Source organism: Lysinibacter cavernae (genome assembly GCF_011758565.1).
GTDB classification, from domain to species: Bacteria; Actinomycetota; Actinomycetes; order Actinomycetales; family Microbacteriaceae; genus Lysinibacter; species Lysinibacter cavernae.
On record NZ_JAAMOX010000001.1, the window covers coordinates 197,983 to 224,440 of the forward strand.

At 59.6% G+C, this 26,458-nt stretch carries 19 protein-coding genes; 18 read left to right on the plus strand and 1 reads right to left on the minus strand.

What is annotated here, in order from left to right; translation table 11 throughout:
* Positions 1–2: 2 nt before the first annotated feature.
* The 12 genes from FHX76_RS00875 to map all read left to right on the plus strand — a co-directional run bounded on the left by FHX76_RS00875 (position 3) and on the right by map (position 15,705).
* Positions 3–962: an ABC transporter permease subunit gene (locus tag FHX76_RS00875; RefSeq protein ID WP_167146668.1), complete on the plus strand. Its 960-nt coding sequence runs from the start codon at positions 3–5 to the stop codon at positions 960–962.
* Positions 962–1,957 carry an ABC transporter permease gene (locus FHX76_RS00880; protein WP_167146670.1) on the plus strand — a complete coding sequence of 332 codons (996 nt, stop codon included), beginning with the start codon at positions 962–964 and terminating at the stop codon, positions 1,955–1,957. Before FHX76_RS00875 ends, FHX76_RS00880 begins: the two co-directional genes overlap by 1 nt.
* A complete protein-coding gene (locus FHX76_RS00885) occupies positions 1,954–2,808 on the plus strand; it encodes an ABC transporter ATP-binding protein (protein WP_167146673.1) in 855 nt (284 codons plus the stop codon). Before FHX76_RS00880 ends, FHX76_RS00885 begins: the two co-directional genes overlap by 4 nt.
* Positions 2,805–3,695 carry an ABC transporter ATP-binding protein gene (locus FHX76_RS00890; RefSeq protein WP_167146676.1) on the plus strand — a complete coding sequence of 297 codons (891 nt, stop codon included), beginning with the start codon at positions 2,805–2,807 and terminating at the stop codon, positions 3,693–3,695. Before FHX76_RS00885 ends, FHX76_RS00890 begins: the two co-directional genes overlap by 4 nt.
* Positions 3,692–5,023: an alpha/beta fold hydrolase gene (locus FHX76_RS00895; RefSeq protein ID WP_167146679.1), complete on the plus strand. Its 1,332-nt coding sequence runs from the start codon at positions 3,692–3,694 to the stop codon at positions 5,021–5,023. The genes FHX76_RS00890 and FHX76_RS00895 overlap by 4 nt, the downstream gene beginning before the upstream one ends.
* Complete coding sequence (locus FHX76_RS00900) at positions 5,023–6,483, plus strand: aminopeptidase P family protein (RefSeq protein ID WP_243848560.1); 1,461 nt, start codon at positions 5,023–5,025, stop codon at positions 6,481–6,483. Before FHX76_RS00895 ends, FHX76_RS00900 begins: the two co-directional genes overlap by 1 nt.
* Positions 6,484–6,612: 129 nt before the next feature.
* Positions 6,613–8,385, plus strand: coding sequence for a ribulokinase (araB, locus tag FHX76_RS00905; RefSeq protein WP_167146682.1), 1,773 nt, complete (start codon positions 6,613–6,615; stop codon positions 8,383–8,385).
* Positions 8,382–9,074: an L-ribulose-5-phosphate 4-epimerase gene (locus FHX76_RS00910; protein WP_167146685.1), complete on the plus strand. Its 693-nt coding sequence runs from the start codon at positions 8,382–8,384 to the stop codon at positions 9,072–9,074. Before araB ends, FHX76_RS00910 begins: the two co-directional genes overlap by 4 nt.
* Positions 9,075–9,107: 33 nt before the next feature.
* Positions 9,108–10,631, plus strand: coding sequence for an L-arabinose isomerase (araA, locus tag FHX76_RS00915; RefSeq protein ID WP_167146689.1), 1,524 nt, complete (start codon positions 9,108–9,110; stop codon positions 10,629–10,631).
* A gap of 330 nt (positions 10,632–10,961) precedes the next feature.
* The gene (locus FHX76_RS00920) at positions 10,962–11,876 is read left to right on the plus strand and encodes a universal stress protein (RefSeq protein ID WP_167146692.1); all 915 of its coding nucleotides are present in this window, start codon (positions 10,962–10,964) and stop codon (positions 11,874–11,876) included.
* Between the two features lie 5 nt (positions 11,877–11,881).
* A complete protein-coding gene (locus tag FHX76_RS00925) occupies positions 11,882–13,426 on the plus strand; it encodes an amino acid permease (protein ID WP_167146695.1) in 1,545 nt (514 codons plus the stop codon).
* 1,508 nt (positions 13,427–14,934) lie between these two features.
* Positions 14,935–15,705: a type I methionyl aminopeptidase gene (gene map / locus FHX76_RS00930; RefSeq protein ID WP_167146698.1), complete on the plus strand. Its 771-nt coding sequence runs from the start codon at positions 14,935–14,937 to the stop codon at positions 15,703–15,705.
* A 55-nt stretch (positions 15,706–15,760) separates the two neighbouring features.
* Here the strand turns inward: map and FHX76_RS00935 are convergent, their stop codons facing one another.
* A complete protein-coding gene (locus tag FHX76_RS00935; RefSeq protein WP_167146701.1) occupies positions 15,761–16,582 on the minus strand; it encodes a CPBP family intramembrane glutamic endopeptidase in 822 nt (273 codons plus the stop codon).
* 164 nt (positions 16,583–16,746) lie between these two features.
* Between FHX76_RS00935 and FHX76_RS00940 the strand changes: the two genes are divergently transcribed.
* The 6 genes from FHX76_RS00940 (at position 16,747) to typA (ending at position 26,428) form a co-directional block, all read left to right on the plus strand.
* On the plus strand, positions 16,747–18,402 hold the full coding sequence (locus FHX76_RS00940; protein WP_167150194.1) for an ABC transporter substrate-binding protein: 1,656 nt from the start codon (positions 16,747–16,749) through the stop codon (positions 18,400–18,402).
* Positions 18,403–18,547: 145 nt separating this feature from the next.
* On the plus strand, positions 18,548–19,645 hold the full coding sequence (locus FHX76_RS00945) for an ABC transporter permease (RefSeq protein ID WP_167146704.1): 1,098 nt from the start codon (positions 18,548–18,550) through the stop codon (positions 19,643–19,645).
* Positions 19,646–19,647: 2 nt separating this feature from the next.
* The gene (locus FHX76_RS00950) at positions 19,648–20,823 is read left to right on the plus strand and encodes an ABC transporter permease (RefSeq protein WP_208402396.1); all 1,176 of its coding nucleotides are present in this window, start codon (positions 19,648–19,650) and stop codon (positions 20,821–20,823) included.
* Entirely contained in the window at positions 20,823–22,523 is a 1,701-nt protein-coding gene (locus FHX76_RS00955; RefSeq protein WP_167146707.1) for a dipeptide ABC transporter ATP-binding protein, read from the plus strand. Before FHX76_RS00950 ends, FHX76_RS00955 begins: the two co-directional genes overlap by 1 nt.
* A gap of 1 nt (position 22,524) precedes the next feature.
* Positions 22,525–24,387 carry an ABC transporter substrate-binding protein gene (locus FHX76_RS00960; protein ID WP_167146710.1) on the plus strand — a complete coding sequence of 621 codons (1,863 nt, stop codon included), beginning with the start codon at positions 22,525–22,527 and terminating at the stop codon, positions 24,385–24,387.
* 133 nt (positions 24,388–24,520) lie between these two features.
* Positions 24,521–26,428, plus strand: a complete 1,908-nt coding sequence (gene typA, locus FHX76_RS00965; RefSeq protein ID WP_167146713.1) for a translational GTPase TypA — start codon at positions 24,521–24,523, stop codon at positions 26,426–26,428.
* The last annotated feature ends 30 nt before the right edge of the window (positions 26,429–26,458 follow it).

The window sequence follows — 26,458 nt, forward strand, 5'->3', positions numbered from 1 at the left end:
CAGTGTCGACGGTCCCAAACGAGTTGACCGTCGCGGCTGACACCGTGGGAGCAGCGCCATCTGGCGTTGCTCCCACCCCGGCCCGACGAGTGTTCGACACCCTGCGCAAGTCACCCGCTGTTGTTGCGAGTGTGTTGTTCATCGTGTTCATAGTGCTGCTGGCACTGTTTGCCCCGCTGCTGGTGAAGATCACCGGCTGGGGGCCCCTTGAGTACGATCCCAGCGCGATTGACCCAGACATGGGCGGTCTTCCTATCGGGCCTGCCGGCGGCATCAGCGCCGATCACTGGTTTGGTGTTGAGCCGCAGAGTGGTCGAGACATTTTTGCGCGCATCGCCTATGGTGCCAGGGTCTCGCTCACGATCGCTGCCTCAGCAACCGTGGTCACAACCGTCATCGGTGTTGTGCTCGGACTTCTTGCGGGATACTACCGGGGCTGGGTCGACACGGCCATTTCTCGCCTGATGGATTTCCTCATGGCGTTCCCATCGCTCATCTTTATGATCGCCCTGCTTTCGGCGCTTCCTGCCGGGAACCGGCCTGTCTTGCTGGTGCTTGTCCTCAGTATTTTTGGTTGGCCGTATACGGCGCGTATCGTGCGAGGACAGACGATGTCGCTTGGCAACCGTGAGTTTGTTGAGGCCGCTCGGGCGAGTGGCGCGTCAAATACCAAGATCATTTTCCGGGAGATTCTCCCGAACCTTCGCGGGACGATTATCGTGCTTGTGACCTTCGCTATTCCGGGATTCATCGGCACGGAGGCTGGTCTTTCCTTCCTCGGCGTTGGTGTTGTCCCGCCAACACCGTCGTGGGGTCAAATGATCTACTCCGCTGTTGGCTGGTACGCGGTTGATCCCATGTACTTCATGGTGCCTGGTGTGTTCCTGTTCCTCACGGTGTTCTCGTTCACCGTATTTGGCGACAACCTGCAGAAGGCGCTCGACGGAAAGGCTAAGAAATAATGCCGCTCTATATCCTTCGACGCCTCGCAGCCGCCGTTGGCGTGCTGTTCTTGGTGAGCCTCTTCACCTACGTCATCTTTTTTGTACTCTCGCCAGATCCTGCCGTACTCATCTGTGGCAAGACCTGCACGCCAGAGCGCATTGACCAGATTCGCGCCCAACTGGGCGTTGACCAGCCCTTCTGGGTGCAGTTCTGGGAGTTCTTCAAGGGCTTCTTTGTTGGTCGCACCTACGGCGAGGGCGCGTCTGCCGTCACCTGTGCAGCCCCCTGCCTTGGCTACAGCTTCCAGACCAACGAGTCGGTGCTGACCATGATCACGAGTCGCCTCCCCGTTTCGGTCACGCTCGCCGTTGGCGCCGGCATCCTCTGGCTGCTCATGGGCGTCAGCGGTGGCCTCATCTCGGCCGTCAAGCAGGGCACCTGGTGGGATAAGACCGCGATGGGTATTGCCCTGACCGGAATGAGCCTGCCGAACTACTTTGTTGCGCTGCTCATGCAGTACGTGCTCGTCGTGCAGCTGCAGTGGCTGCCGTTCCCAACCGCGGTTGGGTTTAGCGAGGACCCGCTCAGGTGGTTCCAGTCGTACCTCATGCCGTGGCTGGTGCTGGCCTTTGCCTACGCCGCCATGTACACGAGGATCGTGCGAACCAACGTCATCGATACCCTCGACGAGAACTTCATGCGCACGGCGCGGGCAAAGGGACTGTCTGGTGGGCTCGTCCTTCGCCGCCACGCCCTCCGCCCGTCGCTCACCCCGGTTGTCACGCTGTTCGGTATGGACTTCGCGAGCCTGCTCGGTGGCGCCCTGATTACCGAGACCGTCTTTGGCCTGAACGGTGTGGGAAAGCTCGCGGCTGACTCGATCACCAAGAACGACCAGCCCGTCATCATGGGCGTCACGCTGCTCGCCGCTGCTTTTGTGGTGGTTGGCAACGTTGTGGTCGACATCCTCTATACCGTGCTTGACCCAAGAGTGAGGGTGACCTCAAAATGACCAATGCTGAGACAACCACAACGTCAACAACCGCAACTCCGCTGCTTGAGGTTACAAACCTGAGCGTGACGGTGCCCTCTGAAGACGGCGAGCTCACGCTTGTTCACGACACAACCTTCACGGTGCACGAGGGCCAGACCCTCGGCGTCGTCGGTGAGTCTGGTTCCGGCAAATCGATGACCTCGCTAGCCATCATGGGCCTGCTCCCACGTGGGGTCGAGGCGCACGGCAGTATCAAGCTCAAGGGCAAAGAGCTGCTTGGGATGCCTGAGCGAGACCTTCGCCGCGTGCGGGGCGAGCGAATCGCCATGATTTTCCAGGATCCGCTGTCATCGCTCAACCCGTATTACACGGTTGGGCTCCAGATTGAAGAGGCCTACCGGGCCCACCGTGGCGGAAGCCGCAAGGCCGCCCGCAAGGCGACCATCGAGGCTCTCGATCGGGTCAAGATTGCGGATGCCGCGCGAAGGGTCGATCACTACCCGCACCAGTTCTCTGGCGGCATGCGGCAGCGCATCATGATCGCCATGGCGCTGTGTCTTGAGCCAGAGTTACTGATTGCTGACGAACCAACAACCGCGCTTGACGTGACGGTTCAGGCGCAGATCCTTGACCTGCTGAATGAGCTCAAGGAACAGTACGGCTCAGGCATGCTGTTCATTACTCACGACCTTGCCGTGGTCAGCCAAATCGCCGACGACGTCACCGTTATGAAAGACGGTCATCAGGTCGAGTACGGAACCGCCGAGCAGATCTTCAGCAGACCTCAGGCAGAGTACACCAAGGCGTTGCTTGAAGCGCTGCCCAGAATCGATGATCCATTCCAGCAGCTGAAAGGGGTAGGAGAATGATGCGCAACCGCCCGCCGGTCACGGCACGAATCACGCTGACCGACAACATCCTTTCTGCCAGAAATCTTGTCAAAGATTTTGTGACCACCGGCGGGAGCGGGGTTTCAAGCAAGAAGACCACATTCCGCGCGGTGAACGACGTGAGCTTTGACGTACCGCGTGGCAAGACGCTCGCGGTTGTGGGCGAGTCAGGCAGCGGAAAGTCAACAACCGCGCGCATGGTGGCAAAGCTGCTTGACGCAACAAGCGGCACGATTGAGCTTGAAGGCGAGGATGTGACGCGCACGAATAAGGCGCAGCTCGCGGCCTTCCGCAGCGACGTGCAGGTTGTCTTCCAGGATCCGTTTTCATCGCTCAACCCGAAGCATACGGTTGAGACGATCATTTCGGCCCCGCTTGCCTATCAGGGCAAGAAAGCGCCTAAGGGAAACAAGGCGTTGGTGAAGGACCTCATGGATCGTGTTGGGCTTAACCCCGATCATTCGCAGCGCTACCCGTTCCAGTTCTCTGGAGGACAGGCCCAGCGCATCGGGATTGCTCGCGCGCTCGCGGTTAACCCTCGACTGGTGATCTGTGATGAGGCGGTGTCGGCCCTCGACGTTTCGGTGCAGGCAAAGGTCATCACTCTGCTCCAAGATTTGCAGCGCGATCTTGGGCTGAGCTACATGTTTATTGCTCACGACCTTGCGGTGGTCCGACAGATTGCCGACACGGTTGCCGTCATGAGTCAGGGAGCGATTGTGGAACAGGGTGATCGCGACACGATCTTCACGAATCCGCGACACGAGTACACAAAGACCCTGCTCGCCGCCGTTCCCCGCATTAACCCTGAGTGGGATCGTCAGCGCCTGCTCCACCAGCAACACGCAGAAGGAGCCAACGAATGATCACGGCCGAGTACACCATCCCTGGGCTTCGGGTAGCCGATCATGAGGTGGTCGTCCCGCTCAAGTGGTGGGATGACCGCAACTCCGAGACCATCACCGTGTTTGCCCGCGAGCTCGTTGATCCAACGCGCGTGGCCGATGACATGCCCTACCTGGTCTTCCTGCAGGGAGGACCAGGCGGGAAGGGTCCCCGTCCGCTCGCGGCCGACGGCTGGATAGGCGAGGCGCTGAAGTCATATCGTGTTGTGCTGCTTGATCAGCGAGGCACCGGACGAAGCTCCAATGTCCAAGGCCGCACGATGGAACGATTCGAGACGGCGGAGGCTGGGGCAGACTATCTGCGCTGTTTCCGTGCCGACTCGATCGTGGCCGACGCCGAGCACCTTCGCAAGACGGTGTTTGGTGGCAAGCCTTGGTCGACGCTTGGACAGAGCTATGGCGGTTTCCTCACGCTGACGTACCTCTCGCAGGCGCCAGAGGGGCTGCGCGCCTGCTACGTCACTGGCGGGCTTGCAAGCGTGACGCCTGACGCTGCAGAGGTGTATCGCCGAACGTTCCCACGTACCGAAGCAAAGAACCGAGAGTTTTATGCACGGTTCCCGCAGGACGAAGCCCAGCTTGCCCGTATTGCCGACCGGCTGAGTGTTGGCGACGTATTCCTTCCTGACGGTGACCTCTTGACCGTTCGCCGGCTGCAAACGGTTGGCATCGATTTTGGGATGAAGCCGGGTTTCGAGCGTGTGCACTGGCTCATTGACGAGGCATTTGTTGGCAGCGACGGCGACGAGCTCAGCGATACGTTCCTGGCTCAGGTCGCCAACCTGACCAGCCATGCGAGTGCCCCGTTGTTTGCTGCCCTGCAGGAGAGCATCTACGGCAACGAGGGCGCTGGCGCCACCGGTTGGGCCGCTCAGCGCGAGATTGAACGACTGCCGCAGTTTGCGGAATCTGCCAGACCGCTGCTCCTCACGGGAGAGATGATGTTCCCGTGGATGTTCGACGAGATCCGGGCACTCAAGCCTTTCCAACCTGCCGTTGAATACCTGTCGTCGGTGGAAGACTGGAGCCGGCTCTACGACCTCGACGTGCTTGCACGCAACGAGGTGCCAGTGGCAGCAGCCGTCTACTTCGACGACATGTATGTGGATTCCGGACTCCAGCTGGAGACCGCATCCACCGTTGGGAACACCCACGCCTGGGTGACCAACGAGTTTGAGCACGACGGCATCGGATCGCCAACCGTGTTCCCATACCTGCGCAACTATGTCACCTCCCGTGGAGGCGACACCGGCGACACGAGCAACAACGGATCAACAGGAGGCAAGTAATGTCAGAGCAGTCAACAGCATCCTCGATGCCGCTCCCAAAGACCCCGGACCCAAAGATTCCTCGCTTGGCTCAAATCCCGAGCTTTGTTGAGTACATGGGCACCGGCTGGTCAACACCGGATCGCACGGCTCCGGTTGAACCTGGGGTCGCGGCGGCGGCCGCATCCCACCGCGAACGCCTGAGTGCGTCGTATGTGGGAACGCCGATTGTGGTGCTCGCCGGTCGTGCACCGGTACGCGCAAACGACTCGTTTTACCTGTTTCGGCCTGACAGCGACTTCTTTTGGCTGACCGGCTGTGACGTCGAAGACGCAGTTGTTGTCATGCTGCCAACTGCCGGAGGGCACGACACAACCGTCTACATTCCGGCGCCGGCGTATCCGGGCGAGCCTGGTTTCTTTGCTGACGCGGTTCATGGCGAACTGTGGGTTGGGGCCGCTCCTGGCATGCCAGAGTGGGCAGAAGCCTTGCAGGTAACGGTGAAGCCGCTTTCTGCGCTCGAGACAGATCTGCGCGGTGTCAACGGATTTGAACTCACCGGCCATACCGGCTCGAACCACGCGGCGGTGAACGGCATCCCCGTGTCTGCGACGCTTGGGCGAACCCTCGCCGAGTTGCGGATGATCAAGGATGCGTGGGAGATAGCTGAGCTTCGCCGCGCTGTTGACGCAACGGTCGGGGGATTTGCTGAGGTCCTGCGAGAGGTGCCAAACGCAATCGCTGGCGGGGGAGAGCGCTGGCTACAGGGAACGTTTGACCGATACGCGCGCACCCACGGAAATGGTCCTGGCTACTCCACAATCGTTGGGAGCGGACGGCACGCGCCAACCCTGCACTGGGTTCGCTGTGACGGACCGGTTCTTGAGGACGAGGTTCTGCTGCTTGACATGGGCGTCGAAACGCGCGCCTTTTACACCGCGGATGTGACGCGCACGTTTCCCGCATCCGGAACCTTCAGCCCAGTGCAGCGCCAGGTGCATGACCTGGTTGAGAAATCGCACAGGGCGGGACTTGACGCGGTCAAGCCGGGTCGCGATTTTTCCGACTTCCACGTTGCAGCAATGGAGGTCATCGCAACGGGACTGCACGACTGGGGCATCCTCCCCGTGTCGGTCGACGAAGCACTGAGCCCAACCGGCCAGCAGCATCGTCGCTACCTCGTGTGCGGAATTGGCCACCACCTTGGACTCGATGTGCACGATTGCGCCCAGTCGAGCTACGAGGCATATCAGGGCGGGTCGATGACGGAGGGAATGGTGCTGACGGTTGAACCTGGCCTGTACTTCCACGACTTTGACCAGACGCTTCCGCCAGAACTTCGTGGCATCGGTGTGCGTCTCGAGGACGACGTTGTGGTGACGGCTACCGGCTCCGAGGTTATTTCGGATGCCATGCCGATTGACGCGGCCGGGGTTGAGTGGTGGATGCGCGAGCAGCAGGCAGCGCCTGCTGGCCCGTAGAATCAAGAGAGGCGCGAGGGGAAACCCAGAGCGCCTCTCTTTTGGTGATAAATGTGAACGTTCACATCGCTGTTATTTCAGCAAATTTGCCCAAAGCGTTCCCCTGATAACTGCAACAGAAAGTTACTCATGACCGATCAGACTCTTCAGGCAGCGCAGCCAGAAAGCCACGTGATTGGGGTCGACTACGGCACCCTGTCCGGCCGCGCCGTCGTCATCCGCGTGTCCGACGGGGCTCACCTCGGCAGCGCAGTCCATCCGTATCGGCACGCCGTGCTCGACCGTGAGCTCGCGGTCGACGGCGTCGAAGGAACCGTAACCTTGCCGCCGGACTGGGCGCTGCAGGTGCCGTCCGACTACGTTGACGTGCTCAAACAGGCGGTTCCGGATGCCGTCGCCGCGGCCGGAATCGACCCGTCAACTGTTGTCGGAATCGGAACGGACTTCACAGCGTGCACCATGGTGCCAACAATTGCGGACGGTACGCCGCTCAACGAGGTGCCTGGCAATGAGCTTCGTCCCCATGCGTACGTCAAGCTGTGGAAGCATCACGCGGCACAGTCGCATGCCGACCGTATCAACGACCTTGCGCGCGAACGCGGTGAGGCCTGGTTGCCTCGATATGGTGGTTTTATCTCAAGCGAATGGGAGTTTGCCAAGGGGCTGCAACTGCTCGAAGAGGACCCAGAGCTCTACGCACTCATGGACCACTGGGTCGAGGCTGCCGACTGGATTGTCTGGCAGCTCACGGGAGTCTACGTGCGCAACGCCTGCACGGCCGGGTACAAAGGCATCCTGCAGGACGGCGAATATCCGAGCCGTGACTTCCTCGGTGCGCTCAACCCGGATTTTGCGGGTTTTGCCGAGACGAAGGTTGCCAACACGATCGGCCAGCTTGGTGATTCTGCCGGCGGGTTGAGCGAGCGCGCGGCGGCGTGGACAGGATTGCCCGCCGGCATCGCGGTGAGCGTTGGCAACGTTGACGCGCATGTCACAGCGCCCTCGGCCCAGGCGGTTGAGCCCGGCCAGATGGTAGCGATTATGGGCACCTCAACCTGTCACGTCATGAACTCGGATGTCCTCGCGGATGTTCCCGGCATGTGCGGCGTGGTCGACGGCGGCATTATTACCGGCCTCTACGGATACGAGGCTGGACAATCAGGCGTTGGCGATATCTTCGCCTGGTTTGTCGACAATCAAGTTCCGGGGGCATACGTTGCGGAGGCCGAGCGCCAAGGCGTCAGTATCCACGAGTACCTGACTGACCTTGCCTCTGCACAAGAGGTTGGCGAGCACGGGTTGATCGCTCTCGACTGGCACAGCGGAAATCGCTCGGTGCTTGTTGACCATGAGCTTTCCGGAGTGGTGCTTGGTCTCAGGCTGACCACAGAACCTCAGGATGTGTATCGCGCGCTGTTTGAGGCGACCGCGTTTGGCGCAAGAACAATTGTTGAAACGTTCAACGCGAGCGGCGTTCCCGTGACCGAGTTCATCGCCGCAGGCGGGCTTATCCGAAATGCGTTTCTCATGCAGATTTACGCGGATGTTCTGCGAATGCCAATCTCGATTATTGGAAGTGATCAGGGCCCTGCCCTCGGCTCGGCAATTCACGCCGCGGTTGCCGCCGGATGTTATGCCTCTGTTGGCGAGGCTGGCACCGCGATGGGCTCTCGGCAGCGTGCCGTCTATACGCCAGACGAGCAACGGGCGGATGCCTACGATCGCCTGTTCGCCGAGTACACCTTGCTGCACGACACCTTTGGGCGGGGCGGCGGCACAGAATCACAGCCCTCCGCGGGCGGACAGGGCGTGATGCATCGGCTTTCTGCCATGCGTCGCGAGGTCTTCGCCACAAAACATGCAGCGTCTATCACCCCTGTTGCAGAAGGAGCGACCCGTTGAACACCCACACGCTTGATTTGGATTCGGCAGTCATCGCGACTCGCGCTGAGGTTGCAGAGCTCCATGCTGAGCTCGTGCGATACGGACTCGTGGCGTGGACAGGGGGGAACATCTCGGGACGCGTGCCAGGGCACGAACTCATGGTCATTAAGCCGAGCGGTGTGAGTTATGACAACCTCACCCCGGAGAACATGATCCTCTGCACCCTCGACGGCGTGGTTGTTGCGGGTACGCTCGGTTCCGAGAATTCACCGTCAAGTGATACGGCTGCGCACGCCTACGTGTACCGCAATATGCCTGAGGTTGGGGGAGTTGTGCATACTCACTCGACCTACGCCGTGGCCTGGGCGGCGCGCGGCGAGCCGATTCCGTGCGTGATCACGGCTATGGCGGATGAGTTTGGTGGCGACGTCCCGATTGGTCCATTTGCCATCATTGGCGACGACTCAATCGGAAAAGGCATCGTTGAAACGCTGACCGGTCACCGGTCGCGGGCCGTCCTCATGCAAAACCATGGTCCGTTTACGATCGGGCGCGATGCAAGCGATGCGGTGAAAGCCGCGGTCATGCTCGAGGATGTGGCCCGCACGGTGCACGTCGCTCGAAGCGGTGGCGAGCTTGTGTCGATTCCACAGGACCGCATTGATTCCCTGTTTCATCGCTACCAGCATGTCTACGGCCAACACTAATTTCTATCTCTCTGACAACACGAAAGTACTCACATGACGAGAACTCCTCTCACAACTTCCCTCGATGACTACGAGGTTTGGTTCCTCACCGGTAGCCAGGCTATGTATGGCGAAGAGACGCTTCGGCAGGTTGCTGAACAATCGCTTGACCTCGCAGCCCAACTCTCCGATGCCGCAGGCATGCCTATTAGGGTGGTCTGGAAGCCGGTGCTCACCGACCCCGCGGCGATCCGTCGTCAGGTGCTCGACGCAAACGCCGATGATCGCCTGGTTGGCGTCATCACCTGGATGCATACCTTCTCGCCAGCGAAGATGTGGATCTCAGGTCTTGACCTCCTGCGAAAGCCAATGCTGCACCTGCATACCCAGCACAACGTGGAGTTGCCGTGGGCGACCATCGACTTTGATTTCATGAACCTGAATCAGGCCGCCCACGGCGACCGGGAGTTTGGGTACATGCTGACCCGTCTCGGTGTGGCCAGGAAGACGGTTGTTGGGCACGTATCAAACCCGGCCGTGGTCGCAAAGGTTGCCGCGTGGGCTCGCGCTGCCGCTGGCTGGGCAGCAGTGCATACGCTGAAACTCGCACGATTTGGCGATAACATGCGGTTTGTTGGGGTCACGGAGGGTGATAAGACCGAGGCGGAGATCCGCTTTGGCGTTCAGGTCAACACATGGGGTGTGAACGAATTAGTTGAGGCCGTTGATGCCGCCACCGACGCGGACGTTGACGCCCTTGTTGCCGAATATGAGCGCCTCTACGACGTTGCCGATGAGCTCCGCCGCGGCGGCGAGCGTCACGAGTCACTCCGATACTCGGCTCGTATCGAGCTTGGGCTCTTGAGTTTCCTCGAAGCAGGGGGCTTTGGTGCCTTTACCACTAGCTTTGAGGACCTTGGCGGACTCCGCCAGCTTCCGGGCCTCGCTGTGCAGCGCCTCATGGCCGCTGGCTATGGATTTGGCGCAGAGGGAGACTGGAAGACTGCCGTTTTGGTGCGTGCGGCAAAGGTGATGGGAGCCGGATTGCCTGGCGGCGCATCCCTGATGGAGGACTACACCTATGACATGACGCCTGGCAGGGAGCGCGTGCTCGGGGCTCATATGCTCGAGGTGTGCCCGAGCCTGACGACGACGCGTCCACGGATTGAAGTGCATGAGCTGGGAATCGGTGGCAAGGAAGACCCGGTGCGCATGGTTTTTGACGCGGATGCCCGTGAGGGAATTGTTGTGGCCATGTCTGATTTGCGTGACCGGTTCCGGCTCACGGCAAACGTTGTGGATGTTGTGCCGTTGCCTGAACCGCTCCCAAACCTCCCTGTTGCCCGGGCCGTTTGGAGTCCGCGTCCGAACTTCGAGACGTCGGCCGCCGCGTGGCTTGTTGCCGGCGCGGCTCACCACACGGTCATGAGCACGCAGGTTGGCGCTGAGGTGTTCACCGACTTTGCTGACATGGCCGGTGTTGAGTTGTTGCTGATTGACGAGGACACGACGCTGCGTGGGTTTGAGCGAGAGGTGCGATGGAATGCCGCGTATCACCGGCTCAACCAGGCGTTGTAGCTAGGCCGATTCGTTCGTCCGCAGAAGGCATTTGGTGCCCTTCTCCGCAGAGGAGAAGGGCACCATTTTTGTTTTGGGGACTGGCGGGGGTGGGATGCGTTCGTGGTGAAACGGGGCAGGTGGCTTGTCCTAACGAATGTTTGCTTCGCTTTTCGTTGTATTTTGCACACAAAGCAACGGAAAGCATTGCCGGTTTCAAAAAAAGCTATGGAAAACGTCGAAACCGTCGTAGCATGGTCACACCCCTCGCGCGACAGCATCCGTCGAGCGAGAGGCGCCATGTTTCAGAGTTGAAGCAGCCAGCGGCTGAGGAAGCGGTAGGTCCGCGTGATGAGATACGTTGTTGGGTACACGGCAGACGACAGGGGTCGTAACGCCATCGATCTTGCTGTGGCGTTCGCGCGGGGCCAAGAGGCCACGCTGAGCCTGGTCATGGTGCTTCCACCAAACGAGCCGTTTCAGGCGGTGTATCCGCCAACAAACGATTATGACGATATCTTGGCCGGTCAAGCGAAAACGTGGCTGATCGAGGGCGTCGCGTTGGTTCCCGAAGGTATCAACACGACGGCGGAGATCAGATACGCGCACTCTTTCGCCGAGGGACTCATGGCTTCAGCCGCCGAACAACGCGCGGCCATGATCGTGATTGGCACGGCAAAGGGCGCTCTTTTTCAGCGTTCAACTGTTGGCAGCGTGGCAAACGGCCTCCTGCACGCTTCAACCACGCCGGTTGCCATCGCCCCACTCGGATACCAACCGTCTCGGGAAATCTCCAGAATTACGAGCGCAGTTGGCAACAGGCAAGGAGCAGATGATGCTCTTGAAGTTGCCATCACATCCGCGCTGAACCGCAACATCCCACTTCGTATTATTTCGCTCCTTGCCCTTGACACGAGCAGCTCAGACGCCCGCGACCGTGCGCAGAGTCACGCCGACAGAATCCGAGAGGATGTGCTGGCGAGGGTTGAAGGCGCGATTGACGTCACAGCCTTTGCGGCACACGGTCGAACTATCGAAGAGGCCGTCGAGACCCTTGACTGGGATGACAGCGAGATTGTCATTGTTGGCTCAAGCCGCCTTGCCGAGCGCAGCAAGCTTTTCATGGGGAGCACCGCAAACAAGATGCTGAGGGTGCTGCCGGTTCCGATGGTTGTGGTTCCTCGGCAATACACCATTCCAGACCACCTCAACCCGTTCGTCAGTGCCGACGAACTTAACCTCGAATCCTTCGAAGGGGAGGGATAACTACTGTGACAAACGTCGTGGAACAACCGTCAACAATTGACGACAGCGGCATCACCAAAAAGGGGCTGCCGCAGGGGACCGTTGGTGTGCTCGGCGCCCTGGTCATTGGCCTGTCATGCTGTGCACCCGCCTACACGCTGACCGCGGCCGTTGGTCCGGCAGCAAGCGAAGTTGGAGTCCAAACTCCGGCCATCTTCCTCATGGGCTTCATCCCGATGTTCCTGGTTGCCCTCGGCTACCGGGCACTTAATGATTCGATGCCAGACTCCGGAACCTCGTTTACCTGGGGAACGCGAGCCTTTGGCCCATGGATCGGCTGGATGGGCGGGTGGGGACTCATCGCCGCAACCGTTCTTGTACTGTCGAACCTGGCAGGTATCGCGGTTGAATTCCTCTATCTGGCCCTGTCAATCATGTTCAATAATCCGTCGATTGCTGAGCTGAGTGACAATGTTGGTATCAACATCGCCACGTGTCTAGGGTTCATGGCGATGGCTACCGTCATCTCGTACCGGGGAATGACCTCAACGAAGATTTTTCAGTACGTCACGGTTGCCTTCCAAATGGCGGTGCTTGTCTGGTTCATCGTCGCGATGTTTATTGGCGCGGCCGACCCAAAAAACACCGAGTCTATCCCGGTTGATATCTCCTGGTTCAACCCGCTCGAAGTCAGCAGTTTTGGCGTGTTCTCGGCCGGCATCGCGGTCTCGATTTTTGTCTATTGGGGCTGGGATACCGTGCTCACGATGAACGAAGAAACCAAAGAGTCTAAGGGGCGCTTTTCAACCGCAAGCAAAGCGGCGACCATCCTCATCATCATGCTTGTTGTGCTGTACGTGACCCTCGCGACCGCCGCGGTTTCGTTTGCCGGCGTTGGCGACGGGCCGACCGGCCTCGGCAATCCAAAGATCGCCGAGAACGTGTTTGCAGCCCTTGCCCATCCCGTGATGGGCGGTGCCGCTATCTTCCTCGCGTTTGCGGTGCTCCTGAGCTCAGTGGCATCGATCCAGTCGACCGCCGTATCGCCAGCCCGCACGCTGCTTGCGATGGCCCACTACAAGGCGCTTCCTCCACAGCTGGCCAAGATCCACCCCCGCTTCAAGTCGCCGCACGTCGCGCTGCTGGTGTCGTCGGCTGTTGCCTCGGTGTTTTATGCCATCATGCGCGTGGTGAGCGAAGACGCGTTGTGGGACACGATCCTGTCACTCGGCATGATGGTGTGCTTCTACTACGGTGTTACGGCCCTTGCGAGTGTTGCCTACTTCAGGAAGACGGCCTTCAGCTCCTGGAAGGATGCACTGGCCAAGATCATCCTTCCCGGCATTGGTGGTGTGATCCTGTTCATCACCTTTATCCAAACCACGATCGATAGCATGCAGCCGTCGTTCGGCTCAGGCAAAGAAGTGTTTGGCGTCGGGCTGGTCTTTGTGCTCGGAATGACGGTTATTCTTGCCGGTATCGTGACGATGATCGTGCAGTCCCGCATCCGACCAGACTTCTTCAAGGGGAAGATTCTCAAACGGGGAACCCATAAAGCCGGAGACAAATAGCGCCGGCGGGGAGGACTCAGCACTAACCTGCTGGGTCCTCCTTCTTTGTACCAGAAAACTTTTTAGCAAACCGTGTAATCATTCTCGCGGTTGGAACACTAAGAGACATAACCAACGATGCTCCGCTGCTTCAGTGCGGCGTTGCGGTTGTGTTGCTTCTGCGAGGTAACAGCCCCCCAAGGTATCTCGCAGAACCGCGCCGCGGGGTAGGACATACTAGTCCTCCTATCCCGCGGCAATCTCTGTTAACGGACGCGTTCGTTTCCCGCGGCCCGGCCCGGCCCGGCCCGGTATGGTCGGCTCGTTGCTCGTTGCTCGTTGCTCGTTGCTCGTTGCTCGTTGCTCGTTGCTCGTTGCTCGTTGCTTGTTGCTTGTTGCTTGTTGCTTGTTGCTTGTTGCTTGTTGCTTGTTGCTTGTTGCTTGTTGCTTGTTGCTTGTTGCTTGTTGTCTGATGCTTCACTGCCATTTGCGGTCAGTTCGGGGCTGAGCCACCGCAACTTCTCGCTTCAGCAACCACGGCCACTTCTGACGGGCGTACCGGTTCTGCTGCCTGAACTACTGCCCGTGCTGGCACGCTCGTCCCGGTCCCGGTCCCGGTCCCGCGCCCTCACCTAATCGAGGTCGCAAATAATGCTGCATTTTCGAGAAAATCCAGCATTAATTGCGACCTCGAAGTTGCCAGTAGCATCAGTCGCGCGTCAGGGATGGCATGCTCTGGGTGTGCGTCTGGTGTTCGTCTCATGCGCACGGCACTTTCGAAACGCTCGCCCATACCTGCGATCATGCGAAGTCACGGATCTACGAACCAACGCACGAACCCATCTATCCACGCGCGCACGATCTGACGCCCGTGCGCGCTTGTATCCTTGGGTATCCGCGCACTCGCGATCCCAGGTACTCGTGTACTTGTGCAAAAGCGCGCTCGTGCCCTTGCGTACCTGCACCTGTGCACGCTCGAACTCACGTACGCACGCACGTTCCCACCCACATCCGATCCCGCGATTGTACGTACGCACGCACGATCTCACCCACGCCTGATCCCGCAAATGCGCAAGTGCGCAAATGTACAGACGCATGAACGCCCTATCTCACACACGCATGAACGCCCTATCCCACAAACGCGCAAATACACAAATACACGCATGTATAAAGGCACAAACGAACGCACGCCCCCGCGATCGCACAACTGCACATCCTCACAGACCCACAAACCCGACACCCCACCCGCGACCCTACCGCCCGGGGGTATACATCGGTGCGATCCCAATCGAGGGCGGGAAATCCACCTGATTTCCCCGCAACGACGGTGGATATCCCGCCCTCGAATGATGTCGGCTCGTGGAAGGGGGTATTTGTGCCATGTGCCGGGTCAAACGACACTGCTCGCCAGGGGTGCCACTGGTGGTCGTGCTCGGCTCAAGTATGTTTGCCGTCGCGCCAACACTAGTCTTGTACGCGTACAGAAACGCGCCCTCCTCCGAAGAGTGGGCACAACGGAGGGGCATCCAATGATTGAACTACGCACGCCGGCAGAGATCGAAGCGATGAAGCCGGCGGGGGAGTTTGTCGCCTCAACCCTGACCGCGCTTCATCAGCGCGCGACGGTTGGTATGAATCTTCTTGAGCTCGACAAGATTGCGCACCGTCTCATCCGCGAGCGGGGTGCGGAGTCGTGCTACCTCGATTACGCGCCTTCCTTCGGCTCTGGACCCTTTGGATACGTCCTGTGCACCTCGGTCAACGATGCCGTGCTCCACGGCAAGCCGCATTCGTACAGCCTGCAAGACGGTGACCTGCTCACCCTTGACTTCGCGGCCAGCGTGGATGGGTGGGTTGCAGATTCCGCGATCAGTTTTGTGGTCGGTACGCCAGACCCTCGCGACCTTGCGCTCATCGACGCGACCGAGCGAGCGCTCGCGGCCGCAATCGAGGTTGCCGTCGTTGGCAATAAGACTGGAGATCTTTCGCATGCCATTGGCTCGGTCGCTGCGGATGCCGGGCTCAGCGTCAACCTCGAGTTTGGTGGTCACGGTGTCGGCCGGACCATGCACGGCGACCCGCACGTTGCGAATGATGGACGCCAAGGGCGCGGTTACCCGCTGCGCGAAGGCCTCGTGATCGCAATCGAGCCGTGGTTTATGCAGAGCACCGACAAGCTTGTTACGGCGGCCGACGGGTGGACGCTGAAGAGCGCCGATGGAAGTCGAACGGCGCACTCAGAGCACACCATCGCGATCACCGCTGATGGTCCGATTGTCCTGACGCAGCGCGCGGAGTAGGCGCCAACGAGGAGCATCCGGTTCTCGGAAGCGAGGCGCCCTCAACGGTAATGGCCTACTTGAGCCCAAACAGTTCTGGGAACGTCTGGGCGGCCCACGAGTATCCAACAAAGCTCACAATGTCGAGTATCCAGTGCGCGATGATGAGCGGACGAGTGCGCCCAAACCTCTGGTAGAAATACCCAAAGACGAGGCCCATTGCGACGTTGCCGATGAACCCCCCGAATCCCTGATAGAGATGGTAACTGCCGCGGAGCACCGCGCTGCCGAGGATGATCTGCCACGGTTTCCAGGCGAGATCACGAAGCCGCGCAAAGAGGTAGCCGACGACGATGATCTCTTCGAGCAGGGCCGCCTTGAGCGCCGCAAGGATGAGCACGGGCACCGTCCACCAGTAGGTATCGAGGGCCGTCGGTACAACCGTAGTGTTGATTCCGAGCGCTCGCGAGCCAAGATAGAGGGCGAGGCCTGGGATTCCGATGGCAGCCGACAGCGCGAAGGCAAGGCCAACGTCCTTTGCCAGGCCGCGCTGGCCGAGCCCAAGGCGTGACAGGTGCGGTTTGGTCGCAGACCAAAGGAGATAACACACGAGTGCGACGGGCACCAGCCCAAAGCCAATGGAGAGTAGCTGGTAGATCAGGTCAAATATGGGGCGCTCTGACATCGACTCGTTGATGGTCGCGCTTTGGTCTGAGAGCGCCTCCTCCCTGGTGAGGCGGTTCACAATTGACACGATGGAGTACACCGCAGACGCCCCAAGCGAGAGGCCAAGCACGATGAGGATCTCGCTCCACAAGCGACCGTTTGTCAACGGAGGGGTGGATGTGGCGCTCTTCGCGGCTGGGGCGGCCGCCTCAGCCGCACTGTTCGTCGTCATACACGCAGTTTAGGGGAGTGAGCTCCCGTGTCGGCGTGGAAGAAATATCCAATCCGAGATGGCAACGGGGAACAATTGAGTAACGGTTCATACAGAAGTGTGAGAGTTTGTTAGAGATATTCACTAAAATCTTGGGATACAGCACAAGCACGTCAACGGGGGCAATGTTGTGCCCGTTGTCGTCTCTTTCAGGAGGAAAATTGACTCGCACCACGAAGGGCCTTGCTTCGGCAGCCCTCATTACCGCTAGCGCGCTGGTTCTTGCCGGCTGCGCTGGCGGCGACAGCTCCGACGATTCGTCGTCGGGTGACGCCCTGACCATCGGCACGAGCGACCCAGTATTCGCGCTCGACCCGGCAGCGGCATACGACAACGGTTCATGGCAGGTCATGATCCAGGTTTACCCGTTCCTCATGAACAGCCCGTACGGCAGCGCAGAGGTCGAGCCCGACATCGCGACGTCGGCCGAGTTCACCGCACCGACGGAATACACCGTGAAGCTGAAAGAGGGACTCAAGTTTGCCAACGGCAACGACCTCACCGCTTCTGATGTGAAGTTCACGTTTGACCGCCAGTTGAAGATCAAGGACGATAACGGACCATGGGGTCTGCTTGAAAACCTTGAGAGCACCGAAGCCGTCGACGACACGACTGTTGTATTCCACCTCAAGCAGGAGAACGACCAGACGTTCCCTCAGGTGCTTTCGAGCCCAGTAGCTCCTATCGTTGACGAAGACGTCTTCCCAGCTGACAAGGTTCTTGCTGACGCGGACATCGTAAAAGAAAAGCCGTTTGCCGGCCAGTACACGATTGAGTCGTTCAAGCTGAACGACCTCATTTCGTACAAGGCGTTTGACGGATACGACGGCCTCCTTGGCGCTCCCAAGACGAGCGACGTTACGGTGAAGTACTTCACCAACGAGAACAACCTGCGTCTGGCTATCCAGGAGAAGGCCGTTGACGTTGCAACCCGTCAGCTATCCGCCACCGATGTTGAAGACCTCGCAAAGAACGAAGACCTCAAGGTCTACAAGGGTCCTGGTGGAGAAATCCGCTTCATCGTGTACAACTTCAACACGCAGCCGTTTGGCGCAACGACCGCAGAAGCCGACCCAGCGAAGGCACTCGCCGTTCGCCAGGCGACTGCCGACCTGATCGACCGTGACGCACTGTCTGAACAGGTCTTCAAGGGAACCTACACCCCGCTCTACTCCTACGTTCCAGAGGGACTCCCAGGAGCGACCCAGTCGCTCAAGGGACTCTACGGCGACGGTGAAGGTGGACCGGATGGGGCCCGCGCAGCCGAGCGCCTCAAGGCCGCAGGAGTCGAGACTCCCGTGACGCTCAACCTGCAGTACAACCCCGACCACTACGGTGCATCCAGCGCCGAGGAGTACGCGCTCATCAAGAGCCAGCTCGAAGAGGGTGGCCTGTTTAAGGTTGACCTGCAGGCAACAGAGTGGACGCAGTTCAACAAGGACCGCGTTCAGGACCTGTACCCGCTGCACCAGCTCGGATGGTTCCCTGACTACTCCGACGCCGACAACTACCTCACGCCCTTCTTCATCGACGGTGGCTTCCTCATGAACCACTACAGCAACGAAGAGGTCAACGAGCTCATCCGTTCGCAGCTTGCAACGGTTGACCGCGACGAGCGTATTGGCAAGATCGAGCAGATTCAGGACCTCGTGGCCGCTGACCTCTCAACCCTGCCAACCACGCAGGGTACCCAGGTTGCGGTTGCAGTGAAGGATGTGAAGGGTGTCGAAGACACGCTTGACGCATCGTTCAAGTTCCGCTTTGGCCCGCTGAGCAAGTAATTGCTGCTCACGCTGCATAATGACTCACGTCTTTTTGCATTTCGGCTAGAGTCGTTCTAGTCAACTTGTAGGGGCGGCCCGTTCTGCAAAGACGGACCGCCCCTCTTGACGCTCCACACCACTTATTCTGAAAGTAACGAGGCCCATGTCTCAGACCGAAACCCTGTCGCAGCCGCCAGCTGCCACGGGAACCCCGGCAGCTCCTGCCGTTAAGCGCAAGGGAGGCGGGCTCGGTCGATACATTCTGTGGCGCTTCCTGCTGATCTTCCCGACTATCTTCATCCTTGTCACGATGGTATTCATCCTGATGCGCGGCATTGGTGACCCCATCTCTGCGGCTCTCGGAGGGCGTCTCAGCCCAGACCAGCTTGCTGAGCGAGTTGCTGCCGCAGGCTACGACCGGCCGATCTTCGTCCAGTACTTCGAGTACCTCGGCCAGATCTTCACCGGCAACTTTGGCAACACGCTCACGGATAACCGCCCCGTGACCGAGGTCTTGCTCACGTATGGTGGAGCAACACTCGAACTCGCGTTTTACACCCTGATCGTTGCGTTTATCGTTGGTATCCCGCTCGGCATGGTCGCCGGCTATTTCCGCGATCGCTACCCTGATGCCCTCCTGCGCATCTTTGCCATCCTGTGCTACGCGACTCCGGTCTTTTTTGCCGGTCTTATCCTGAAACTCATCTTTGGTGTTTGGCTTAAGGTGCTCCCCGTATCTGGGCGGGCATCGGTCGGCACTGAGCTCAAGATGCAGCTGCTCGACAGTAAAACGGGTATTTACATCATCGACGCATTCCAAGTGGGAACACCGGCCGCAATTGGCGATGTTCTCAGTCACGCCGTGCTGCCAGGAGTGACCCTCGGTTTGCTCACAGCGGGCGTGTTCCTTCGCCTGGTCCGCACTAACGTGATCGGCACGCTTGGCCGCGAATATGTTGATTCGGCTCGTTCGCGAGGCGTGAACGAATTTCGTCTTGTTCGGAAGCACGCCTATAAGCCAGCACTGATCCCAATCATTACCGTGATGGGACTTCAGATAGCCATGCTGCTCGGTGGCGCGGTGCTCACAGAAACCACGTTTGAATGGCGTGGCCTCGGCTTCCAGCTTGCCCAGTATTTGGGCGCCCGCGACTTCGTTGCCGTGCAGGGAATTGTTGCCCTGCTCGCCGTGATCGTGGCCCTCACCAACTTCATCGTCGACATCATTGCGGCGCTCATCGACCCAAGAGTGAGGTACTAATCATGGCTCTCACCGTTCCAACTCCCGCGGCGGCACGACCGTCACACGAACGCGGCTGGCATAAGCTTCCCATCATCCGTGAGCTGCGTAGCAGCGTTGGCCTTCAGCGAGGCATGCTGATTGCCGGTCTCATCCTGACGGCGGCGTTTCTCCTTTCCGCGTTGCTTGCGCCCGTTATCGCACCATATGGCTTCAGCCAGCTCAAGGGGCCAGACGGCAGCTTCGGCTCGCAGCAGCCGCCATCCGCTGATCACATTTGGGGCACTACCGTCGGAGGATACGACGTCTTCTCTCGCGTGATCTGGGGCTCGCAGACCGCGTTCCTCGTGATCATTGTTGCCGTTGTGCTTTCGATCTTCGCCGGCGTGATTCTTGGCCTCGTGTCCGGTTACTTTGGCGGTTGGATCGACCGTGTACTCGTGGTCGTTTGCGACGCCGTGTATGCCTTCCCGTCACTGCTACTCGCGATCGTGATGTCCATCATGATCAGCGGAGGTCAGTCGAGCCTGTGGGGCGGTATTTTTGCGGCCTCCATCTCGATTACCGTTGTGTTCATTCCCCAGTACTTCCGAGTGGTTCGCGCCGAAACCGTGCGGATCAAGACGGAGGCTTTTGTTGAGTCTGCCAAGGTCCTCGGTGCGAGCAGCGGACGAATTATCTTCAAACACGTCTTCCGCAACGCGACCCGTACGCTGCCGCTGGTGTTCACGCTCAACGCATCCGAAGCCATCCTGACCCTTGCCGGCCTTGGATTCTTGGGCTTTGGTATCGAGCCAAACTCGGCGGCGGAGTGGGGCTACGACCTCAATAAGTCACTCTCGGATGTCACGAGCGGCATCTGGTGGACGGGCATTTTCCCCGGCCTCGCGATTGTGCTTGTGGTTCTTGGCATCACACTCGTTGGCGAGAGCCTCAACGACCTTGCTGACCCGCGCCTTCGCGGTCGCAAGCGGGTCAAGGCAAGCTCGGGAGCCGTTGCCGCGACGTCAACGGGCGCCGCACAGTCCACAGCTGATTCTTCGATCTCTGCTTCATCGATTTCTGAGAAGGACGCCAACCTCACCGATGACGGGCTCCTCGGGGCAACCGATTCGGTTGTTGACGAAGGACGCAAAGCCGAAGACTCGGCCGGGCTGCCAATGCTTCCCGACGAGACCGACCGTTCGGAGAACTCATAATGTCTAACGTTGTAGAGATACAAAACCTCGAGGTCGCCTTTTCGACCGACGCTGGGGCTGTCAAAGCCGTGGATGGCGTCTCGCTTGCCGTCGAGTCCGGTCGGGTTCTTGCCATCGTGGGGGAGTCCGGAAGTGGCAAGACCGTCACCGCAAAAACCATCCTCGGTCTGCTGCCCGATACCGCAACGGCCTCGGGCGCAATCCTCTTGCAACACAACGGAGGGCCGGAAACACGCAACGTGATCGGGCTGACGGGGGAGCGCCTGCGCGACATCCGTGGAACCGACGTTGCGATGGTATTTCAGGAGCCGTCGACGGCTCTGAACCCGGTGTATACGGTTGGTTGGCAGATCATCGAGGGGCTTCGCGCCCACGGCAAGTTCGGCAAAAAAGAGGCGCGTGAGCTTGCCATCGAGATGCTGGGCAAGGTCGGCATCCCGTCGCCTGAGAAGCGAATCGACTACTACCCACACCAGTTCTCTGGTGGGCAAAAGCAGCGAATCGTGATCGCGATGGCCTTGGTGCTCAACCCAGGTTTGATCGTTGCCGACGAGCCAACAACGGCGCTCGATGTGACCGTCCAGGCCGAGATCCTCGACCTGCTGCGCCGCTGCCGCGACGAGTTTGGCACGGCGATCGTGCTCATCACCCACAACATGGGCGTGGTTGCAGACCTCGCCGACGATGTTGCCGTGATGTACCAGGGCAAGGTTGTTGAGCATGCGGACGTCCACACGCTGTTTGCCTCACCACAGAACGACTACACCAAGGCCCTGCTTGAGGCAGTTCCTCACCTTGGGCAGGGTGTCGAGGCGGCAAAGTCACGTCAGGTAGAGCGCGACACCGCCAACACCGGCGCGGCCCCACTCGTTGTCGCGAAAGACCTCGTGATTGAGTATCCCGGACGACTCGGTCAGCCAACCTTCCGTGCCGTCAACTCCGTTAGCTTCGAGATTGGCGCAGGAGAGGTGCTTGGCCTTGTTGGCGAAAGCGGTTCTGGCAAGACCACAATCGGTCGCGCCATCGCTGGGCTTGGCCCCATCAGTGGCGGATCGCTGCAGGTGCTTGGCAACGAGATGTATCGCTTCAAAGAGCGCAACTTCAAGAAGACTCGTGCCGATATTGGGTTTGTGTTCCAGGACCCGGCTTCGAGTTTCAATCCGCTGTTGACCATTGCCGAGTGTGTGGCAGAGCCGCTGATTATCCACGGGCGTGCGAAGTCCGCAAAGGATGCTCGCCAGCGGGTCAACGAGTTGCTTGAGGCCGTGCAGCTGCCGAAGGCGTTTGGCGACCGATACCCGCACGAACTGAGCGGTGGACAGCGCCAGCGCGCAAGCCTCGCTCGAGGCCTTGCGCTCGATCCAAAGCTGCTGATTGCTGATGAGCCCACATCGGCTCTTGACGTTTCGGTGCAGGCCCGCGTGCTTGAGCTCTTCACCGAGTTGCAGCGGGAGCTGGGCTTCGCGGCTCTCTTCATCAGCCACGACCTGGCGGTTGTTGAGTTGCTCGCCGACCGTATCGCGGTGCTCTATAAGGGCGAGCTCGTAGAGAAGGGCACGGGAGAAGAAGTGCTCTTGAACCCGACGCATCCATACACCCAGCGGTTGTTGGCTTCGTTGCCTGTGCCAGATCCGATTGAGCAGGCCGCCCGCCGCGAGCGTCTGAGCGAGCTGGTGCGTGCGGAACAGAACCAGGGGTAGCGTGATTCGACGTCCGTTTCGCACGGCGATGGCAGCACTCGTTGTTGTCGCCGTGCTCAGCGGCTGTACCAGCGGTCCAACCCCCGGTTCCGAGCTTCGTATCGCAACACCACAACCGGTAACTTCGTTTAACGCGCAGACCGTTTTTGGTGACAGCCCCAGCAATCAGGGTGTCCTCTCGGCCACCGACGGCGGCTTTTTCGAGCCGCATGCTGAGCAGCAGCGAGTGTTGAACCAGTCCTTTGGCGATGTGAGTGTTGACTCGCTTGACCCGCTGACCGTGACGTACACACTCGGCGATTCGGCAACCTGGTCCGACGGTGTTGCGGTCTCGCCGGCCGACTTGCTGCTCGCCTGGGCAGGGATTTCGGGCGTGCTGAACGACAGCGGAGCCAAACGAGAAGCGCTTATCGATCAAGAGAGCGGACTTCCCACCGCCGCATTTACCGGAAAAACGGTGTTCTTTGATGGGATGCCAAACGGCCTTGAACACGCGGCAACGACCCCCGTTGTTGACGAGAAAACGGGTGCGGTCACCCTTGTGTTTGATGAGCCTGTTGTTGACTGGCGTCTGATCTTTGACATTGGCGTGCCCGCTCACGTCGTGGCCGCTCAAGCGCTCGGAAGTGCTGACGCTACCGAGGGCCAGAACGCGATCCTCGCCGCTATCCAGAACAATGACCGGGCGGCCCTCGCGAGCATTTCGCGGCAGTGGAGCACGGGATTTGTCGCGAGCGAGATAACGGATGCCGCCACGCAGCTCGTCGCAACCGGGCCATATTCGGTCACCGCAATAGGTGAGACGCTTGAGCTCACCGCAAACGACAACTATGCCGGGTCGAGCAGGGCCTCAATCGAAACGATCCTCGTTGACGTTGACCGCGATGTCTCTGGAACCATCGAGGCAATTGCCGGTGGAGATCTTGACGTGGCGCTTGTTGCCCCAACCGACGAATTGTTGACCGCGATGAAGGCGGCGAAAAGCGACGAGAGCGACGTCATCCTGACTTCAGGACAGGGCAGCCTGTTTGAACATCTTGACCTGCAATTTGCCCGATCAGCAAACGGTACATTTGACAAACCAGAGGTGCGCCAAGCGTTTTTGATGACCGTGCCTCGGCAAGAGATCGTTGACTCGCTGATTGGTCCGTTTGATGCGGACGCTACCCCGCGTGACACCTTCCTCCTTCCGCAGGGGCACCCCAACGAGGAGACACTGGCTGCCGACTCCGGTGTGGCCGCCTTTGCCAAGCCAAATATCGACAAGGCCAAGTCCATGCTGGCATCGGCCGGCGTGAAGTCGCCGACCGTTTGCATCTTGTTTGACGCGCAGAACGCGAGACGGGCTGCGACCTTTGAGCTCATTCGGGCTTCCGCGGATCAGGCAGGGTTTGTGGTCACAGATTGCTCAAGCGACGACTGGTTGTCAAAACTGGGTGTTCCTGGCGCCTACGATGCGTCGCTGTTTGCGTGGGAGACAAACGCCGCCGTCACGACTCCGACTCTCCGCTACGGTTCGAAGGATGCGCCGGCAAACTTCAATTTCTACGCCAACGGGGCGGTTGATGCTGCCCTCCTGAAACTCTCGAAGCAGGCTGGCGGCAAGCCGGTCTTGGCAAAACCAGCGGACCAGGCGGCCATCCTTGAACAGGTCAATTTGTCACTCACCGACCCAACACTCGGCACAGAGTCGGTTGACGCGCTCGTCAAGATCGAGCAAACGCTGTGGGCGGATGCCTACGGCATGCCGCTCTATCAGCAACCGGAAATTGTGGTGCATCGCGCGGGCGTCACGGGAATTGATGCCGGCGCCCTCACTCCTGGCTTGCTCTGGAATGTGGCACAGTGGCGGGTAACCGGATAGTTTTCTCGGATTGCCCGCACGGAAAAATGTTGAGAAGTCACTGATAAATACGAGGGTGACCCTCATTATTCGCGTAGGATAGGGAAGTTGGCAATCGCCACATCTCCACTGAGAACTTCCTGAGGATACTTTTATGGCTTTGGCCACCCGCGATGACCTTCGAAACGTTGCGATCGTCGCCCACGTAGACCACGGCAAGACGACTCTCGTCGACGCCATGCTTAAGCAGACAAACTCGTTCGACGCACACTTCGAGACCGACGAGCGCATGATGGACTCGAACGATCTTGAGCGCGAAAAGGGAATCACGATTCTCGCCAAGAACACGGCGATCCTCTACGAAGGAAAGCACGCGACCAACGGCCCAGTCACCATCAACGTGGTTGACACCCCTGGTCACGCTGACTTCGGTGGCGAGGTTGAGCGTGCGCTCAGCATGGTTGACGGCGTAGTTCTGCTCGTTGACTCGAGCGAAGGCCCACTGCCGCAGACCCGCTTTGTGCTCCGTAAGGCACTCGAGAGCAACCTCCCCGTTATCCTGCTGGTGAACAAGACCGACCGTCCCGACTCCCGCATCGACGCTGTTGTCTCGGAAAGCCAGGACCTGCTGCTTGGTCTCGCTTCCGACATGGCAGACGAGCACCCAGACCTTGACCTCGACGCCATCCTTGACGTTCCTGTTGTCTACGCATCTGGCCGCGCCGGTGCTGCGAGCCGCAACAAGCCAAACGATGGCACCCTGCCAGACAACGACGACCTTGAGCCACTGTTTGAGGCCATCCTTGAGCACGTACCTGCGCCGCAGTACGACGACGAGCACCCGCTGCAGGCCCACGTCACCAACCTCGACTCTTCGCCGTTCCTCGGTCGTATCGCGCTCCTTCGCGTTCACCACGGCACGATCAACAAGGGTCAGACGGTCGCTTGGGTTCGTCACGACGGAACCGTGCAGAACGTACGCATCACCGAGCTCATGCTCACGAAGGCGCTGACCCGTTTCCCCGCTGAGAGCGCTGGCCCCGGCGACATCGTTGCTGTTGCCGGTATCGCCGACATCACCATTGGTGAGACCATCGCAGACGCCGACGACGTTCGTCCGCTGCCGATGATCGAGATCGACGATCCAGCCATCTCGATGACTATCGGTACCAACACCTCGCCCCTCGTTGGCAAGGTAAAGGGCCACAAGCTCACGGCACGTATGGTGAAAGACCGCCTCGACCGCGAGCTCATCGGTAACATCTCGCTCAAGGTTCTCGATGTTGGCCGCCCCGACGCTTGGGAAGTTCAGGGTCGTGGCGAGCTCGCCCTGTCGATTCTTGTTGAGAACATGCGTCGCGAGGGCTTCGAGCTCACGGTTGGTAAGCCGCAGGTTGTGACCAAGCGTATTGACGGCAAGATCCACGAGCCGTTTGAGCACCTCACCATCGATGCTCCTGAGGAGTACCTCGGTGCGATCACGCAGTTGCTCGCAGCTCGCAAGGGTCGCATGGATGGCATGTCGAACCACGGCACCGGCTGGGTCCGCATGGAGTTCATCGTTCCAGCACGTGGCCTCATTGGCTTCCGCACTGAGTTCATGACCACCACGCGTGGTACCGGTATCGCAAACGCTATCTCGCACGGCTACGAGCCTTGGGCTGGCGCAATCGTTACCCGCGTCAACGGCTCGATTGTTGCTGACCGCTCTGGTGTTGCAACGCCGTTCGCCATGATCAACCTGCAGGAGCGCATGTCGTTCTTTGTCCAGCCGACCGAAGAGGTCTACGAGGGCATGGTTATCGGCGAGAACTCGCGTTCAGAAGACATGGATGTGAACGTTACGAAAGAGAAGAAGCTCACCAACATGCGTGCGGCTTCGTCTGACACGTTTGAGTCGATGACGCCTCCTCGTCAGCTGTCGCTTGAAGAGTGCCTTGAGTTCGCCCGTGAAGACGAGTGTGTTGAGGTCACCCCTGAGGCGATCCGCATTCGCAAGGTAGAGCTTGACGCGTCTGCTCGCCAGCGCAGCACTGCTCGCCTCAAGAAGCAGAACGAGTAACACGCTGTTGTAGAAGGGCCCCGCCGAACT